The organism is Enterobacter cloacae complex sp. IR5412, assembly GCF_049237385.1.
Lineage (GTDB): Bacteria > Pseudomonadota > Gammaproteobacteria > Enterobacterales > Enterobacteriaceae > Enterobacter > Enterobacter intestinihominis.
Genome location: NZ_JBMKHQ010000002.1, coordinates 53,074 through 69,831 on the forward strand (window position 1 = coordinate 53,074; position 16,758 = coordinate 69,831).

The 16,758-nt window shown below is 53.5% G+C and carries 18 protein-coding genes and 1 pseudogene; 9 read left to right on the forward strand and 10 right to left on the reverse strand.

Going from position 1 to position 16,758, the window contains the following annotated elements; genetic code table 11:
- The first annotated feature begins 13 nt into the window (after positions 1-13).
- The gene (gene folM, locus ACOTX2_RS03550) at positions 14-736 is read left to right on the forward strand and encodes a dihydromonapterin reductase (RefSeq protein ID WP_022647935.1); all 723 of its coding nucleotides are present in this window, start codon (positions 14-16) and stop codon (positions 734-736) included.
- On the opposite strand, the gene ACOTX2_RS03555 is transcribed toward folM, so the two are convergent.
- Positions 733-1,068 (reverse strand): GlpM family protein, encoded by a 336-nt coding sequence (locus ACOTX2_RS03555; protein ID WP_022647934.1) that lies wholly within the window; start codon positions 1,066-1,068, stop codon positions 733-735. The two genes, folM and ACOTX2_RS03555, sit on opposite strands and share 4 nt — an antisense overlap.
- 127 nt (positions 1,069-1,195) lie before the next feature.
- Between ACOTX2_RS03555 and rstA the strand changes: the two genes are divergently transcribed.
- From rstA to tus, 4 genes are all read left to right on the forward strand, one after another.
- The gene (gene rstA / locus ACOTX2_RS03560) at positions 1,196-1,912 is read left to right on the forward strand and encodes a two-component system response regulator RstA (protein ID WP_063148150.1); all 717 of its coding nucleotides are present in this window, start codon (positions 1,196-1,198) and stop codon (positions 1,910-1,912) included.
- A gap of 437 nt (positions 1,913-2,349) precedes the next feature.
- Positions 2,350-2,721, forward strand: coding sequence for an anti-adapter protein IraM (iraM, locus tag ACOTX2_RS03565; RefSeq protein ID WP_023299972.1), 372 nt, complete (start codon positions 2,350-2,352; stop codon positions 2,719-2,721).
- A gap of 325 nt (positions 2,722-3,046) precedes the next feature.
- A complete protein-coding gene (rstB, locus tag ACOTX2_RS03570) occupies positions 3,047-4,345 on the forward strand; it encodes a two-component system sensor histidine kinase RstB (protein WP_045622834.1) in 1,299 nt (432 codons plus the stop codon).
- A 74-nt stretch (positions 4,346-4,419) separates the two neighbouring features.
- Positions 4,420-5,349 (forward strand): DNA replication terminus site-binding protein, encoded by a 930-nt coding sequence (tus, locus tag ACOTX2_RS03575; RefSeq protein ID WP_022647930.1) that lies wholly within the window; start codon positions 4,420-4,422, stop codon positions 5,347-5,349.
- On the opposite strand, the gene fumC is transcribed toward tus, so the two are convergent.
- Positions 5,350-6,744 (reverse strand): class II fumarate hydratase, encoded by a 1,395-nt coding sequence (gene fumC, locus ACOTX2_RS03580; protein ID WP_045308487.1) that lies wholly within the window; start codon positions 6,742-6,744, stop codon positions 5,350-5,352. It abuts the gene before it with no gap.
- A gap of 182 nt (positions 6,745-6,926) precedes the next feature.
- Entirely contained in the window at positions 6,927-8,573 is a 1,647-nt protein-coding gene (gene fumA / locus ACOTX2_RS03585; protein ID WP_022647928.1) for a class I fumarate hydratase FumA, read from the reverse strand.
- Between the two features lie 199 nt (positions 8,574-8,772).
- Here fumA and manA point away from each other — a divergent pair, with 199 nt between their 5' ends.
- On the forward strand, positions 8,773-9,948 hold the full coding sequence (manA, locus tag ACOTX2_RS03590) for a mannose-6-phosphate isomerase (protein ID WP_032624354.1): 1,176 nt from the start codon (positions 8,773-8,775) through the stop codon (positions 9,946-9,948).
- A gap of 99 nt (positions 9,949-10,047) precedes the next feature.
- Complete coding sequence (locus ACOTX2_RS03595) at positions 10,048-11,574, forward strand: YdgA family protein (protein ID WP_022647926.1); 1,527 nt, start codon at positions 10,048-10,050, stop codon at positions 11,572-11,574.
- 55 nt (positions 11,575-11,629) lie between these two features.
- On the opposite strand, the gene ACOTX2_RS03600 is transcribed toward ACOTX2_RS03595, so the two are convergent.
- The gene (locus ACOTX2_RS03600) at positions 11,630-12,658 is read right to left on the reverse strand and encodes a Mal regulon transcriptional regulator MalI (protein WP_023299968.1); all 1,029 of its coding nucleotides are present in this window, start codon (positions 12,656-12,658) and stop codon (positions 11,630-11,632) included.
- Positions 12,659-12,837: 179 nt separating this feature from the next.
- Between ACOTX2_RS03600 and ACOTX2_RS03605 the strand changes: the two are divergent.
- A pseudogene (locus ACOTX2_RS03605) lies at positions 12,838-13,032 on the forward strand (PTS sugar transporter subunit IIBC); the annotation flags it as partial.
- Between the two features lie 139 nt (positions 13,033-13,171).
- Here the strand turns inward: ACOTX2_RS03605 and ACOTX2_RS03610 are convergent.
- Positions 13,172-13,489, reverse strand: a complete 318-nt coding sequence (locus ACOTX2_RS03610) for a hypothetical protein (RefSeq protein ID WP_045911179.1) — start codon at positions 13,487-13,489, stop codon at positions 13,172-13,174.
- Positions 13,489-13,728, reverse strand: a complete 240-nt coding sequence (locus tag ACOTX2_RS03615; RefSeq protein WP_058661240.1) for a hypothetical protein — start codon at positions 13,726-13,728, stop codon at positions 13,489-13,491. The genes ACOTX2_RS03610 and ACOTX2_RS03615 overlap by 1 nt, the downstream gene beginning before the upstream one ends.
- Before the next feature lie 99 nt (positions 13,729-13,827).
- Here ACOTX2_RS03615 and ACOTX2_RS03620 point away from each other — a divergent pair, with 99 nt between their 5' ends.
- Positions 13,828-14,094, forward strand: a complete 267-nt coding sequence (locus ACOTX2_RS03620) for a DinI family protein (protein WP_058658498.1) — start codon at positions 13,828-13,830, stop codon at positions 14,092-14,094.
- A gap of 131 nt (positions 14,095-14,225) precedes the next feature.
- Here ACOTX2_RS03620 and ACOTX2_RS03625 read toward each other — a convergent pair whose 3' ends face one another.
- From ACOTX2_RS03625 to ACOTX2_RS03640, 4 genes are all read right to left on the reverse strand, one after another.
- Positions 14,226-15,353 carry a tail fiber domain-containing protein gene (locus tag ACOTX2_RS03625; RefSeq protein ID WP_129008744.1) on the reverse strand — a complete coding sequence of 376 codons (1,128 nt, stop codon included), beginning with the start codon at positions 15,351-15,353 and terminating at the stop codon, positions 14,226-14,228.
- A gap of 57 nt (positions 15,354-15,410) precedes the next feature.
- Positions 15,411-15,644 (reverse strand): phage exclusion lipoprotein Cor, encoded by a 234-nt coding sequence (gene cor, locus ACOTX2_RS03630; protein WP_074133710.1) that lies wholly within the window; start codon positions 15,642-15,644, stop codon positions 15,411-15,413.
- Between the two features lie 107 nt (positions 15,645-15,751).
- Positions 15,752-16,423, reverse strand: a complete 672-nt coding sequence (locus tag ACOTX2_RS03635; RefSeq protein WP_213771672.1) for a hypothetical protein — start codon at positions 16,421-16,423, stop codon at positions 15,752-15,754.
- On the reverse strand, positions 16,424-16,738 hold the full coding sequence (locus tag ACOTX2_RS03640) for a hypothetical protein (protein WP_017382568.1): 315 nt from the start codon (positions 16,736-16,738) through the stop codon (positions 16,424-16,426).
- Between the last annotated feature and the right edge of the window lie 20 nt (positions 16,739-16,758).

Sequence of the window (16,758 nt, forward strand, 5' to 3'; positions counted from 1 at the left end):
AAAGGAGATTACGATGGGACACACGCAGCAACGCCCAATATTGATCACTGGCGCAGGCCGTCGCATCGGCCTCGCCCTCGCCCATCACTTTCTCAATCTTCGCCATCCGGTTATCGTCAGTTACCGCACGGAATATCCCTCCATTGAAGGGCTACGACATGCCGGAGCCGTCTGCATTCAGGCGGATTTCTCCACGGATGAAGGTATTCTTGCTTTCGCGGAAAAAGTGAAATCGACCACCCCCGGGCTGCGGGCGGTTATTCACAACGCCAGTACCTGGCTTCCTGAAAAAGCAGGACATTCGCTCAGCGAAACGCTCGCCTGCATGATGCAGATCCACGTTAATGCGCCTTATCTGCTCAACCATGCCCTACAGGATCTGCTACGCGGACACGGCCATGCCGCAGGCGACATTATCCATTTCACCGATTACGTGGTGGAGCGAGGCAGCGATAAACACATTGCCTACGCGGCCAGCAAAGCCGCGCTGGATAATATGACTCGCTCGTTCGCGCGCAAGCTGGCCCCCGAGGTAAAAGTCAACGCGATTGCCCCGGCGATGATTTTATTTAACGAGGGCGATGATGCCGAGTATCGTCAGCAGGCGCTTAACAAATCGTTGATGAAAATTGCGCCCGGCGAGAAAGAGGTGATCGACCTGATCGATTATCTGCTGACCAGCTGTTACGTTACGGGAAGGACGTTTGCCGTGGACGGTGGCCGCCCGCTGCGCTAGTGAAAGCGGCTCCAGAAGAAGATGAGCACCCAGGCGCTGAGGCTCCAGCAGACCACCGCCCCGCCCAGCGCCAGGGGCAGACGCAGAAAACCGGTGAAGTACCACAGCGACAGCAGATAGATGAAATACGGGATGATTGACCACATCCCGAATACAATGGTGGCACGCAGCGCCTCTATACCCCGCTCAGAGGCCACAATATAGTGCGCGATTAACGCAAAGGTGGGAAACAGCGGGATAAGCCCGGCAATGTAGTAGTTCTTCGTTTTAGCCAGCACCCCAATCAGCAGCACGACCAGCGCACCCAGCGCGGCTTTGATCAACAGCCCCATTCTTTTCCCTTAACAATCAAATAACATTCCCGTGCAGGATAACGGAACTCCGGCTAATTATGAAAGATTAATGGAAGGTTAAGGTTGTGCGGTGTATGTTGACGTTTTTCGCGATGACAGACGTAGTATGAATAAGATTGTTTATGTTGAAGATGAACCCGAAGTGGGTCAATTGATCGCCGCTTATCTGGGTAAACATGATATTGAAGTGGTTGTCGAACCTCGTGGCGATCGCGCTGAAGACGTCGTCACCCGCGAAAATCCGGACCTGGTGTTGCTGGACATTATGCTGCCCGGAAAAGATGGCATGACGCTTTGCCGGGATCTGCGCGCGAAATGGGACGGCCCGATCGTGCTGCTGACCTCTCTCGACAGCGATATGAATCATATTCTGTCCCTTGAGATGGGCGCGAATGACTACATCCTGAAAACCACGCCGCCGGCGGTCCTGCTTGCCCGTTTGCGCCTTCATCTGCGTCAGCGTGCCAGCGCTGAGCGTGAAGCGCCTGCGCCCTCTTTAACGCCGCATAAGGCGATGCGGTTCGGCACGCTTTCTATCGACCCGGCCAACCGACAGGTTATGCTTTCCGGGGAGCTGATTGCGCTCTCAACCGCAGATTTTGACCTGCTGTGGGAGCTGGCAACTCATGCCGGGCAAATTATGGACCGGGATGCATTGCTGAAAAATCTGCGCGGCGTAAGTTACGACGGAATGGATCGTAGCGTTGATGTGGCGATTTCTCGCCTGCGAAAAAAACTGCAGGACAGCGCCACCGAGCCCTACCGCATTAAAACCGTACGTAATAAGGGCTACCTGTTTGCCCCGCACGCATGGGAAACCTGAAAAAAAACTACACAGTAAATTTCGAAAAATAACTTGCGATGCATAAGGATTGTTATCGGTATACGTCGTAAGTTTTCGATTATATGCATCGTTAGTCATGAAATATCCCTTGATCACATTCCTCTTACCTGTTCAATTTCGATGTGCATTTTTCGCGTAAACAAAAGTAGCTCTAATGTATTTCATTGCTATAGTACAATATATATTCAGCAGTTCAGGAACCATTATCGATCAAAAATCCGTCACTTAAATGCACATTGTGTTAAAAATGAACTTTACAATTGACTAAATTATTATCTTATCCTTATGAAAACAAAGGGGATATAGTTAGCATATAAATAATATCGATCTTTTTCAATAGCTTACGCGTTTGCAGAAATCTAATTCTCATGCTAAACCTTATACTCTCTCAATTATTTAATGAACGAGGTATAGCAATGTCATGGAGAGTCATTAGCTCGGTAATTTGTCCTAACACGGGAATCGTTTATTCAAGCATCTTGGGACTCAAGTTCTTGAAACTCATCATTTGGTATGAAAGCGATGTCTATTTGTACCCCGGCGATAGGATATATCCGACAAAGAATGGCGTCTTCATTAATGGCGTTTTCAAGCCAATATCGATATACAACATCTCCCCTTACAACGAGATGTTATGGAGTGAAATTAAAAACAAGATGGCCTGCCCATACAATCGAAACCAGGAAGAGGAGATATGTACCTACGCGGTGCATTGCAACGCGCGTAAGTGTCCGCATGGGTTTATCACGAATCCACTGATTGTCAGCACAGTCAAATCCAGACATTAACGAATGTTGGTAATGTTCAGGTTACAAAGATAAGTATCTTTGTCGCACCGTTTGCGCCGGATACCTCTCACTGGTAAACGCCATAAATAAAGCCACCCGCAGGTGGCCTTTGTCATTGTTATTCTGATTCACAAATACTCTCAATCGCAAATAAACTCGTATAGCGAAGCGTAAACGGATTACCCGGGCATTGATGGAATAAAGCGATGCCGTGTTTTATTACCTTTCGACGATTACCCCTTTTCAACGCATCATGCCTGACTTGCGCCCATAGCGACCCTGCTGGTAAAAGACGTGTAGTGAAGCCCCTGTTTCGGTGAAATTAATGAAGAAGCTGTTTGTTCAGTTTTATTTACTGCTGTTTGTCTGCTTTCTGGTGATGACCATGCTGGTCGGGCTGGTCTATAAGTTCACCGCAGAGCGTGCGGGCAGACAATCCCTGGACGATCTGATGAAAAGCTCGCTCTACCTGATGCGTAGCGAGCTGCGCGAAATTCCTCCGCATGACTGGGCACGTACGTTAAAAGAGCTGGATCTGAATCTGTCGTTTGATCTGCGTATCGAACCCATGAAGGATTTTGATTTAGCGCCGCCGGCGATGCAGCGTTTGCGCGACGGAGACATCGTCGCACTGGACGAGAAATATACCTTCATTCAGCGTATTCCGCGCAGCCACTATGTCCTGGCCGTCGGGCCAGTGCCCTATCTCTATTACCTGCACCAGATGCGCCTGCTGGATCTCGCCCTGCTGGGCTTTATTGCCATCTCGCTCGCTTTCCCTGTGTTCATCTGGATGCGACCGCACTGGCAGGACATGCTGAAACTGGAATCCGCCGCACAGCGTTTTGGGGAGGGTCATTTAACTGAACGCATACATTTCGACAGTGGTTCCAGTTTTGACCGTCTCGGTATTGCCTTTAACCAGATGGCCGATAACATCAACGCCCTGATTGCCAGCAAGAAGCAGCTTATCGACGGCATTGCGCATGAACTGCGCACTCCGCTGGTACGCCTGCGTTATCGCCTGGAGATGAGCGAGAACCTCACCGCCGCGGAATCGCAGGCCCTCAATCGGGATATTGGCCAGCTTGAAGCGCTGATTGAAGAGCTGCTGACCTATGCCCGCCTCGATCGGCCTCAGACGGAGTTGCACCTCAGTACGCCGGATCTTCCCGTCTGGCTACAGACGCATATTAACGATGTGCAGAGCGTTAACCCTCAGCGAAAACTGCTGACAGCCATTACCCCCGGCGCGTACGGCGCGCTGGACATGCGCCTGATGGAACGCGTGCTGGATAATCTGATGAACAACGCCATGCGCTACAGCGAAACCACGCTGCGCATAGGTTTAGATTTGCAGAGGAGCCAGGCAATTCTGTGCGTGGAAGACGATGGCCCCGGTATTGAGCCAGCGGAGCGTGAAAAAGTTTTCGAGCCGTTTGTGCGCCTCGACCCCAGCCGCGACCGTGCTACCGGCGGCTGTGGTCTGGGGCTGGCTATTGTCCGTTCTATTGCCCAGGCGATGGGCGGTTCGGTTCGCTGCGAAGCGAGCGAGCTGGGCGGGGCCCGGTTCGTCTTTAGCTGGCCGATCTATCACAACATTCCTCTTCCCGTACCTGCCTGAACTAAACCGCACGCTGGCCTGACCCGGCGTGTTGTGCTATATCAGTAGTATGTTGTAACTAATTAAGGACTATTATGGCGACTTACGATCTCATCGAAAGGCTTAACACCACATTTCGGGAAATAGAGCAGGCGTTACTGACCCTGACGGCGCAACTACAGGGCTGCCGCCTGTTGGCCGCCCGCGTCTTTTCCCTGCCCGAGGTGGCGAAAGGCGCGGAACACGACCCGCTGAACACCATTGAGGTAACGCAGCATATCGGTAAAGTGGCGCTGGAACTGACGTTGCAGCACTATCGCCGCCTTTTCATCCAGCAGCAGTCCGAAAATCGCAGCAGTAAGGCCGCCGTTCGCCTGCCCGGCGTCATCTGTCTGCAAACGGATACCGCAACGCGTGAAGCCATTGAGGCGCAAATTACGCATATTAATACGCTGAAAGCCGCCTTCGAGAAAATCGTGACCGTTGAGTCCGGGCTGGCACCGGCTGCCCGTTTTGAATGGGTGCATCGCCAGCTTCCGGGGCTGATCACCCTGAATGCTTACCGCACGCTGACGGTACTGCGCCACCCCGCCACGCTGCGCTTCGGCTGGGCCAACAAGCACATCATTAAAAACTTCACGCGCGACGAGATCCTGGCTCAGCTGGAGAAAAGTCTGAAATCGCCGCGAACGGTCGCCCCGTGGTCGCGGGAACAGTGGATTGAACGGCTGGAGCAGGAGTACCACAGCATTGCCTCCCTGCCGGCTGATACCCGTCTTAAAATAAAGCGTCCGGTGAAGGTGCAGCCTATCGCTCGTGTCTGGTATGCCGGACAGCAAAAGCAGGTGCAATACGCCTGCCCGACACCGCTGATTGCGCTCTACGATGCCGATCAGGGTGCGGTGGTGCCGGATATCGGAGAACTGCTAAACTACGATGCTGAAAACGTTCAGCATCGCTATAAACCCCAGGCACAGCCGCTACAGCTGATTATCCCGCGGCTGCACCTGTATGTGGCGCAGTGATTACCTGATGCTGCCCACCATCGCTTCCGGGCGGACCCAGGCATCAAACTCGGCGTCCGTCAGGTAGCCCAGCGCCAGCGCAGAGGCTTTCAGGGTAAGCCCCTCTTTGTGCGCTTTTTTAGCGATTTCGGCCGCTTTGTCATAACCAATATGGGTGTTTAGCGCCGTGACCAGCATCAGGGACTCATTCAGCAGCTGGCTGATTCGCTCGCGATTAGGCTCAATGCCCACCGCGCAGTGCTCGTTAAAGCTCTCCATGCCATCGGCCAGCAGACGAATCGATTGCAGTACGTTGTGGATCACCATCGGGCGATAGACGTTAAGCTCGAAGTTACCCGACGCGCCGCCCATGTTGACCGCAACGTCATTACCCATCACCTGACAGCACAGCATGGTCATGGCTTCGCACTGCGTCGGGTTTACTTTACCCGGCATAATGGAGCTACCCGGCTCGTTTTCCGGAATGCTGATTTCGCCGATGCCGCAGCGCGGGCCGGAGGCCAGCCAGCGCACGTCGTTGGCGATTTTCATCAGCGAGGCTGCCAGCCCTTTCAGCGCGCCATGGGTATGGACCAGCGCATCACAGGTCGCCAGCGCTTCGAATTTATTCGGGGCGGTAACAAACGGCTGCCCGGTGATCTTCGCCAGCTCTTCGGCCACGCGCACCGCGTACTCGGGATGGGTGTTTAACCCGGTGCCAACCGCCGTTCCGCCGAGCGCCAGCTCCGCCAGATGCGGCAGGCTGTTGTCTATATGCTTAAGATTGTGCTCCAGCATCGCCACCCAGCCGGAGATCTCCTGGCCAAGCGTCAGCGGCGTGGCGTCCTGCAGGTGCGTACGACCAATTTTTACAATGTCGCTGAAAGCCTGCGCTTTCTCGTTAAGCGTAGATTTGAGCACGTTGAGTTGCGGGATAAGCTGCTCGCGGATAGCGATGACGGCCGCCACGTGCATGGCCGTCGGGAACACGTCGTTGGAACTCTGGCTTTTATTCACGTCATCGTTCGGGTGAACCTTCCGCTCCATGCCGCGCACGCCGCCAAGCAGCTCGCTTGCGCGGTTCGCCAGCACCTCGTTCATGTTCATGTTGCTCTGGGTGCCTGAGCCGGTCTGCCAGATGGCAAGGGGGAATTCGTCGGGATGTTTGCCCGCCAGCACTTCGTCGGCGGCATTGATGATGGCGGAGGCTTTATCGGCATCCAGCAGGCCCAGATCCTGATTAACTTTGGCGGCAGCACGTTTGGTCAACGCCAGCGCCTGGATTAGCGAGACGGGCATTTTCTCTGTCGAAATGCGGAAATGCTCCAGCGAACGCTGGGTTTGCGCGCCCCATAGCTTGTCGGCCGGGACGTCGATGGCGCCCATGGAGTCTTTCTCGCGGCGATGCATTGTCATTACTTACTCCTTGATAACAAAGATGGGATTGCTCACATGCTTAAGAGATAAGTATTGATGACTTCTGAGAAACGTTATGGCGCTTTGTGCGCTCTTTTTGATGTCGGGTGGCGGCTGCGCCTTACCCGACCTACGAGGATGTAGGCCGGGTAAGCGTCAGCGCCACCCGGCAATTTACAGAATTACTTCACACACGCCGAACACTGGGAAGACTGGATCTGTTTGAAGAAGTCGTTACCTTTGTCATCCACAAGAATGAACGCCGGGAAGTCTTCCACTTCAATTTTCCAGATCGCTTCCATACCCAGTTCCGGGTACTCCACGCACTCCAGGCTCTTGATACTGCCCTGTGCCAGCACCGCTGCCGGGCCGCCTATGCTGCCAAGGTAGAAGCCGCCGTGCTTGTGGCACGCGTCCGTCACCTGCTGGCTGCGGTTACCTTTCGCCAGCATGATCATGCTGCCACCGTTGGCCTGCAACTGGTCGACGTAGGAGTCCATACGGCCCGCCGTGGTTGGGCCTAACGAGCCGGAAGCATACCCATCAGGCGTTTTTGCCGGGCCTGCGTAGTAGATCGGGTGATCTTTAATGTACTGCGGCAGCCCTTCGCCGTTGTCCAGGCGCTCTTTCAGCTTCGCATGGGCGATGTCGCGACCCACGATAATCGTCCCGTTCAGGGAAAGGCGCGTTGAAACCGGATACTGCGAAAGCTGCGCCAGGATCTCCTTCATCGGGCGATTCAGGTCAACGCGTACCGCTTCGCCCTCACCCGCTTTACGCAGTTCTTCAGGGATGTATTTGCCCGGGTTGTTCTCCAGCTTTTCGATCCAGATGCCGTCGCGGTTGATCTTCGCTTTGATGTTACGATCCGCAGAGCACGACACGCCCATCCCCACTGGACAGGATGCACCGTGGCGCGGGAGGCGGATCACGCGAATGTCATGCGCGAAGTATTTGCCGCCAAACTGCGCGCCCAGCCCCAGATTCTGCGCTTCGGCCAGCAGTTCCTGCTCAAGCTGCACGTCGCGGAACGCCTGACCATGTTCGTTACCTTCCGTTGGCAGGCCATCGTAGTATTTGGTTGAGGCCAGCTTAACGGTTTTCAGGGTGCTTTCAGCAGACGTACCGCCAATCACAAACGCGATATGGTACGGCGGGCAGGCCGCAGTGCCAAGGGTGCGCATCTTCTCAACCAGATAGTTCTTCAGCTTGCCCGGGGTAAGCAGCGCTTTGGTTTCCTGGTAAAGATAGGTTTTGTTGGCTGAACCGCCGCCTTTGGCAATGCAGAGGAATTTGTACTCGTCACCGTCGACGCTGTAGAGGTCAATCTGCGCAGGCAGGTTGGTGCCGGTGTTCACCTCTTTGTACATATCCAGCGCCGCGTTTTGCGAATAGCGCAGGTTATCTTCGGTGTAGGTATTGTAAACGCCGCGCGCCAGCGCCGCTTCGTCACCGCCGCCGGTCCAGACGCGCTGGCCTTTTTTACCGGTGATAATCGCCGTGCCGGTGTCCTGGCAGGTCGGCAGAATGCCTTTCGCCGCGATATCAGAGTTACGCAGGAATTGCAGGGCAACGTACTTGTCGTTCTCGCTGGCTTCCGGGTCGCTCAGAATATCGGCAACCTGCTGCTGATGCGCCGGACGGAGCATAAAGGAAGCATCGTGGAAGGCTTGCTGCGCCAGCAGCGTCAGCGCCTGCGGGTCAACTTTGAGGATCTCCTGCCCTTCAAACTCAGAGACAGAAACGTAATCGCGGGTTAACAGGTAATACTCGGTCCGATCCTGACTGAGGGGGAAAGGATCCTGATAATGGAAGGGTTTATTCGACATTGTTCTCTCACTTACTGCTTCGGTCTGTTTATTCAGGGCAGATGTTCCGCTGCCCGGCTTAAAAGCGAGTCAGCTTATCCTACACAATTTTTTAACAAAAACTGAGACTAGTACGACTTTTTACATCCGCAGGTTACTTCCATTCGGTTTATTGCTTTAATACGCGAAGTTAATTCCACATATGAATCAGGGCTTGATAATGCAAAAACTCATCAACTCAGTGCAAAACTACGCCTGGGGAAGTAAAACTGCGTTAACGGATCTCTACGGTATCGCCAACCCGGACAACCTGCCGATGGCAGAGCTGTGGATGGGCGCGCACCCGAAGAGCAGCTCAAAAATTGAAGATGCCAGCGGCCAGGTGCGCAGCCTGCGTGATGTCATCGATGCCGACAAAGCCGCGCTGCTCGGCGATAAAGTGGCGAATCGTTTTGGTGAGCTGCCTTTTCTGTTCAAGGTATTGTGCGCCGACCAGCCGCTCTCCATTCAGGTTCACCCGAACAAAAAAGCCTCTGAGCTGGGCTTTGCCAAAGAAAATGCCGCCGGTATTCCGTTAGACGCCGCAGAGCGTAACTACAAAGATCCTAATCACAAGCCGGAACTGGTTTTCGCCCTTACCCCTTTCCTGGCGATGAATGCCTTCCGCGAGTTTTCCGAGATCATCTCCCTGCTGCAACCGGTCGCTGGGGCTCACAACGCGATCGCCCACTTCCTGGAAAACCCGAACGCAGAAGCCCTGAGCGCGCTGTTTGCCAGCCTGTTGAATATGCAGGGCGAGGAAAAATCCCACGCGCTGGCGGTGCTGAAAGCCGCGCTGAACGACCAGCAGGGTGAGCCATGGGACACCATTCGCGTAATTTCCGCGTTTTATCCGGACGACAGCGGCCTCTTCTCTCCGCTGCTGCTGAACGTGGTGAAGCTCAACCCGGGCGAAGCAATGTTCCTGTTCGCTGAAACCCCGCACGCCTACCTGAATGGCGTGGCACTGGAGGTGATGGCTAACTCCGATAACGTACTGCGCGCGGGCCTGACGCCAAAATACATCGACATCCCTGAGCTGGTTGCCAACGTGAAGTTCGTGGCGAAACCTGCTGCGGAGCTGCTTACTCAGCCGGTGAAAAACGGCGCAGAACTGGACTTCCCGATTCCGGTTGACGATTTTGCCTTCTCCCTGCATGACCTCAGCGCAGACGAAACCGCCATTGCACAGGAGAGCGCCGCGATCCTGTTCTGTGTGGAAGGCGAAGCGACGTTGCATAACGGTAGCGAGCGTCTGCTGCTTAAACCGGGGGAGTCCGCTTTTGTCCCGGCAAACGAGTCGCCTGTCTTCGTGAGCGGCACTGGTCGCCTGGCGCGCGTTTTTAATAAGCTTTAGGGACTTACTGAATTTTTTAACAACTCTTGCTAAGCTAGTAACAGGCGTTGTAACACCAGGCGGTTTTAACCGCCTGGTTTCATTTTAGGGATAATCGCAATGAAAAAATCGGTCGTAGCGGTAGGAGTGATTGTTGCTTTAGGCGTGATCTGGACGGGTGCTTCCTGGTATACCGGGAAACAGCTGGAAAGCCGTCTGGCAGAGATGATGGCACAGGCAAACAGCGAAATTAAGCGCAGCGCGCCTGAAGCAGGTCTGGAGCTGAGCTACCAGAACTACCAGCGTGGCGTCTTTACCAGCCATATGCAGGTGGTGGTGAAGCCGGTAGCGGGCAATCAGAACGCCTGGCTGAAACCGGGCCAGAGCGTGGTACTGGATGAAGTGGTCAGCCACGGTCCGTTCCCGCTGGCACAGTTGAAAAAGTTTAACCTGATCCCCTCTATGGCATCCGCCAGAACCGTACTGGTAAATAACGAGGTGACGAAGCCAATTTTCGATATGGCGAAAAATGAGTCGCCGTTCGAGATCAATACCCGCATCAGCTATGCCGGTGATACGCGTTCCGACATCGACCTGAAAGCGCTGAATTACGAACAAGGCACCGATAAAGTCGCCTTCAGCGGCGGTAATTTCCAGCTTGATGCCGATCGCGACGGCAAGAATGTCTCTCTGACCGGCGATGCCGCCAGCGGCCTGGTGAATTCAGTCAATGAATATAACCAGAAGGTCCAGCTTACCTTCAACAACCTGAAAGCCAGCGGCAATAGCCGTATGACCGATTTTGACGAGCGTATTGGCGATCAGAAGCTGAGCCTCGATAAGATCGCCATTGCGATTGAAGGTAAAGAGATGGCAGTGCTGGAAGGCATGGATCTGGACGGCAAGTCTGACGTTTCCAAAGACGGTAAAAGCATCAACACCCAGCTGGATTACAGCCTGAAAAGCCTGAAAGTACAGAATCAGGACCTGGGTACCGGCAAGCTGTCACTGAAAATTGGCAACATTGACGGCCAGGCATGGCACGAATTTAGCCAGAAATACAGCAAAGAGAGTCAGGCTCTGCTGACCGATGCCGCCCTGCAACAGAACCCGCAGGCGTACCAGCAGCAGGCGATGGCCGTGCTGTTTAATAACCTGCCGATCCTGCTGAAAGGCGAGCCGGTAATTACCGTTGCGCCACTGAGCTGGAAAAACGACAAAGGCGAAACCAACTTCAACCTGTCGCTGTTCCTGAAGGATCCGGCGGCCGCGACCGGCGAGCCGCAGACCCTGGCGCAGGAAGTTGACCGCAGCGTGAAATCGCTCGACAGCAAGCTGACCATCCCGATGGATATGGCAACCGAGTTCATGACGCAGATTGCGAAACTCGAAGGGTATGGTGAAGAAGATGCAGGTAAACTGGCAAACCAACAGGTGAAAGGCCTGGCGGCGATGGGCCAGATGTTCCGCATCACGAAGGTGGAAGACAACACCATTTCCACCAGCCTGCAATATGCTAATGGCCAGGTAACGCTCAACGGCGACAAAATGCCGCTGGAAGATTTTGTCGGCATGTTTGGTATGCCGACGCTGGGCATTCCGGCACCGGCTGAACCGGCAGCGCCGCCAGCAGTACCGCAGCAGTAAACGAAAAACCCCTCGCATGAGGGGTTTTTTATTGCCGGGCGATGTGCAGCAGAGATTACTTCACCGTCACTAACCGCGCCGCCACAATCTGATGGCCGGCCTGCACGTCCGTATTTTCAATACGCTGCATAATTCGGTCTGCCAGGGTGTACCCCATTTCACGAGCCGGCGTCGTCGCCCAGACGATGGGGAGATCGTCTAGCGCATTTTCACCGACATCCGCAAATGCCCCCAGCGCTACCTGATGGCCGAAGAACGTTTCTACCCCGCCCTCACCGCTCTGGCGTCCGGCGCGGATCAAGCCGAACCACGCCCCCATCGCAATCACATCGTTATAGCAAATCACCGCGCTGATTGTCGGGCTGTTGCGAAGCAACGTGCCGATGGCTTCGGCGGCTTTTTTCTGGCTGGATTCACACTCCACCACCCATTCGCTGTGAAACGGCAAGCCGTATTTGATGAGCGTGGAGCAGTAACCGCCCACCCGCTCGGCACGCGTCAGGGACGAGCTTTTACCGCCGAGCCAGGCGATGCGCTGATGGCCGCGATGAATAAGATGCTCGGTCAGCATTTGCGCGGCCTGCATGTTATCCGGCCGAAGGGTATCGGCTTCGTCGAGATAGCTGGCGCGTGACGCAACCACCAGCGGTACGCCTTTCTGCGCCGCGCGCTCACACAATTCACTGCCCACACCGGACGCGCCGGCCACGATCACCCCATCCACCCCTTGCGTCAGCAGCATATCCAGCCTGGAGAGCAGCTGCTCCGGTTCGCGCCCACCGTGGAGCAGGAAAACCATTCGCCCCTGCGCTTCAAGCGCCTCGGTAAGCCCGGCGGTCAGTTCTGCATAAAACGGCGACGCGAGGTCGCGAACAATCAGCCCTATCACCCCGCTTTGCCCACCGCGCAGCGCCGACGCCTGGCGATTACGCACAAAGCCCAGTTGCTCAACGGCCTCGTTGACGCGCTGACCCGTAGCAGGAGAGATGCGCCCTTTCCCGCTCAATACCAGCGAAACGGTGCTAACGGAAACCCCCGCCGCCAGCGCGACATCGTTGATGGTGATCTTTTTCGCTACAGCCATGTGGTGGCGTGACTCCTTGATAATGAGATCGCTAAAACGTTTTATCAATACGTTATCTTTATACTACCAGTAAAAGCCTGAGAATGTGATTTAGCGCGCACTAAAGTTTGATAAAACGTTTTATCTTTTCGCCCCATCGCGGTCGTTAAATCTCTTTCTACCATTTAAGGAGTCGTTTTATGACGACGAAAGCAGCACAAAAAATATCGCTGTGGGAGTTTTTCCAGCAACTGGGCAAAACCTTTATGCTGCCCGTGGCGCTTCTCTCTTTTTGCGGGATCATGCTGGGGATCGGCAGCTCGTTAAGCAGCCATGACGTCATTACTCTAATCCCTTTCCTCGGAAATCCGGTACTTCAGGCGATCTTCATCTGGAGACTATTAAGTCTTTTAACGAAGTGGCTTGATGTTGGATTGATGTGCGGTAACTTCTGCTATGTTGCCGCGATACGATTTGTCATGTGCAATGAACTAACGTCGTTTCGCGGTAACTTTATGCCCCACCCATGCCCCATCACACCACCCTGTCATCCTGCATCACGCTGTTGATGAAGAACGTCACCCGCCCCATCACCTCAACCTCTTCCGCAGCCTCCCCCTCTATCGCTTCACCATCATCACAAATCAGCGCCCTGCCCATGACCCTGGCAAACTGAGTCCGTCCGCCGCTGAGGATTAGCAGAACCTGATTCTGTGCCAGTCTGGTGCACGGCTCGATAACCGCAAAGCCAGACGAGGTTTCGAGGATGCGGCTGTCCATGCCGATCCCGCAGATAATTTCCGGAGATAAACGCGGTGCTACGAAATCAGCCGCCGGTGAAGGAAATCCCATCAGTGCACCCTCCCCATGTTACGCAGGATCCAGTATCTGTTATCACTGCCGTCAGTTGTCTTGTCAGCAAAGTCTGGTTGGTATCTCTTAATCCATGCATTGGCATCTGCCTGGCTGAAATGCCAATTCCTAACGCGCAATTCAGTGATGAATTTGTCAGTGTTCAAACAAAGATATCCCTTTGGATTCTGTTGTATGGCCGCTAAAAAGGCTGCACGTATATCAGGTTGACGAGGCATGAACGCACCCTCACTCGCTTATTGACTGTATGCATATACAGTAGTATTTTTATGAAAACAGATCAAGCACAGGCAATTTTCACTTAAGAGGGGATCGGTATGTTTGTTGAACTGGTTTATGACAAGCGAAATGTTGAAGGGCTCGAAGGGGCCAGAGAAATCATACTGGCCGAGCTGAAGAAGCGGGTGCATCAGATTTTCCCTGATGCCGAAGTGAAGGTGAAGCCGATGCAGGCAAACGGCCTGAATAGCGACGCCAGCAAAAGCGATCGGGAAAAACTGAACCGCATGCTGGAGGAGATGTTTGAAGATTCTGACATGTGGCTGACCTCTGAGTCTCCTACTGTTCGCCAGGTTGGGCTTTAACTATCTATCGTGTAATATTCCCCGCGTTTGCTCGGGCGTGAACACTGAGCAACCAACCGCCGCCCGTTCTTTCTTAAGTCGGACGGCGGTTTTCTTAGCGAAGCCGTTTCAATATGCTGTCTTCAGGTATATCAAGCTCCAACCTGTTTTAGCTCATCAACCTGTTTACTAAGTTCTGCTACCTTTGCGTTAAGTGCCTTAATGGCGGCCAGAGCATCCATAAGCAATGGGTTAAGGTCAAGGGTCATTTTGCCCACTCCCTCGGCGCTGTGAACGTATTCCGGGTCAATCTTTTCAATTTGCTGCGCGATTACACCACGGCGTACTGCTTCACTGTCGTCATCCTTATACCTGAACGATACGAACTCCATCGCATCGATGTTTGCCAGCGCGATTTCCGTATCAAGTTCAGTGATATCTTTCTTAAAGTTGATATCAGATGTCCCAACCGCCTGCATCTGCGTCCACGGTATTGTGGATGATGAGGTGTTCATTGCAGATGCGATGAGGTTTCTTACAAAAAGATTACCGGATATTCCTGTGAAGATTTGCTGTCGGCGAGTTGGGTCATACCCGCATACAATTCCAGATCCTGCTTGCGGCGCCCAGGAAGTACCAGAGCCGTCAATACCATAAAACCCTGATTCGGTACTTCCTAAAACGTTAATACCTGGAGTTCCGAAACCAAAGTATCCAACACCTAAGACATTACCAGTATTAGGGCCAACATCCTTAGTGGCGGCATTTCCCAAACCGAGGTTTGTGCGAGCGTCAGCAGCATTCTTTGCACCTGTGCCGCCCTGGCTGATACTGAGCGCGGTAGTCAGGCCGCTTAGGCTGGTTATATCGCTGTTAGCCCCTTTCTTCGCCAGTGATTTCTGGCCCGGCACGGTAACGGCCACACCGTTAATCGTGATAGTGACGTCTGTAGTACCGTTCATCACATCAGCGAACCCGCTCATGTAGCGCTGGTACATCGTGAAGGTTTCAGCGATATCCTGCGCCAGACCGTCAACGCTCAGGCTGTCGCTCAGCAAAATGGAATATTTGGTTCCAGCAGGGATAGCAGGGTTAGCAGCTGGCGTAACGGTGAGAGAGGTTGCGCTTCCAATCGCGGTAATCTGGAAAACCTGCGCTGGGCTGGTCAGCGCGATAACAGTGCAGCCGTTACGAATAAGTGAGCCAGCTGCAGTGAAGTTTGTGCCGGTACCTGTAAGGGTGTTTCCGCTGATGGCAATAGTGCCAGTGGTATAAATCATGTTTTCTCCAGGCAATAAAAAACCCCGCCGGAGCGAGGTTTGTTTGAATCAGTTTGTTTATTTGCAGGTCGTGCTGGTAAATGTATTTGCACTTACCCAGGTCCAGTTAAATGGATAACCCGCTCGGTACTGAATTTGGTTATTTTGCTTGCGAACGCCATAAATTTGCACGCTGCTTTCCTGCCCGCCTACCAGTGCTGTTCCGCTACATACAGGCTGTTGCCTCTCAATAACGCCAGCACAACCTGAAAGCAAAAAAGCCAATGACAAACAAAAAATTATATTTTTCACAATGGTTCCATCCCAGGGGAACGAGGAAGTAACACAATAGCAATATGGATAACGTGGGTATAATTGATTCTGTAGATCAATTTTAGTTAATTGATCGCTTAAAACGATCAATCATAACTTGCACAGTTGATGGCCATAATCACGTTTCTTAAATTTGAATAAGCAACATTCTGTAGGCTTCCGCTCGGTGTGGTTTGCGGTCTGGCAAATATCCGCGTATTGCTTCCCTCAAGTTTTGCCATGCTCTTGTATATGGCCGAGTAGGGCTGCGGTTGACCGCCAGCCGATACAACCCCGGTAATTAGTCCCAGCATGGCAGGCATGCAGGCCCACTTCCCCGCCAGAGTTGTATTGATGTTGTATCCTGAGCTGGCATCCACCCCGGCGGTACCGAGGGTGACAACATCGCTCAGCGTGCGCGTTTCGTTTGTTAAAATCAGCGTCCCTGATGCATCCCACACAGCCAGCCCGTAGTCTGGCTTTGTCTGCGGGAAAATAGAGAAAAAATAAACGTACGCTGTGCCGGTTGCATTCGGTCTGAGAAAATCAATCGTGATGGTGTTCCCGCTTATCGTCTGAGTGATTTCGACCTCAACCGTGCAATGAACGAACGCGACAACGGGCTGACCTGCGGGGAATGTGTGCGTCACTTTGGTATTGAACCCCGATGTTCCCTGAAGTGCCGCTGTCTTTCGCGCCTGTAGAGCGATTGGCGAGCTGTTCGCGGTCACCCATACTTCCCCGCTCGTGGTCGTCAGTAAAACGCCATACTCCGCCATTTATGCCCTCTCGATCTGGAAAATGAGATAAGCCGCTGCCGCAGGCTCAGTCCCTGCTGAGTAGTCGGTATCACCTGCTGCTGACACTGTTGCTGTTCCCCCCGAAATGGTGATCTTCCTCCGACTCGTACCAAACTGATCGCCGTTCATGCTCTGAAAATAGGTCAGCCTGCAACCCGGTGGAAGCGCTACTGTGTAAGAGCCTGTTTTCTGGTTCTGGGCCAGCTGGAGATAGCCACAAACGCTGACAGGCTTAACGCCATAGTTGTTTACCTTGCCTGATGCGTCCCATGTCTGAACACCATATTCCGCCATCCAGTTCTCCTGAAAAAAAA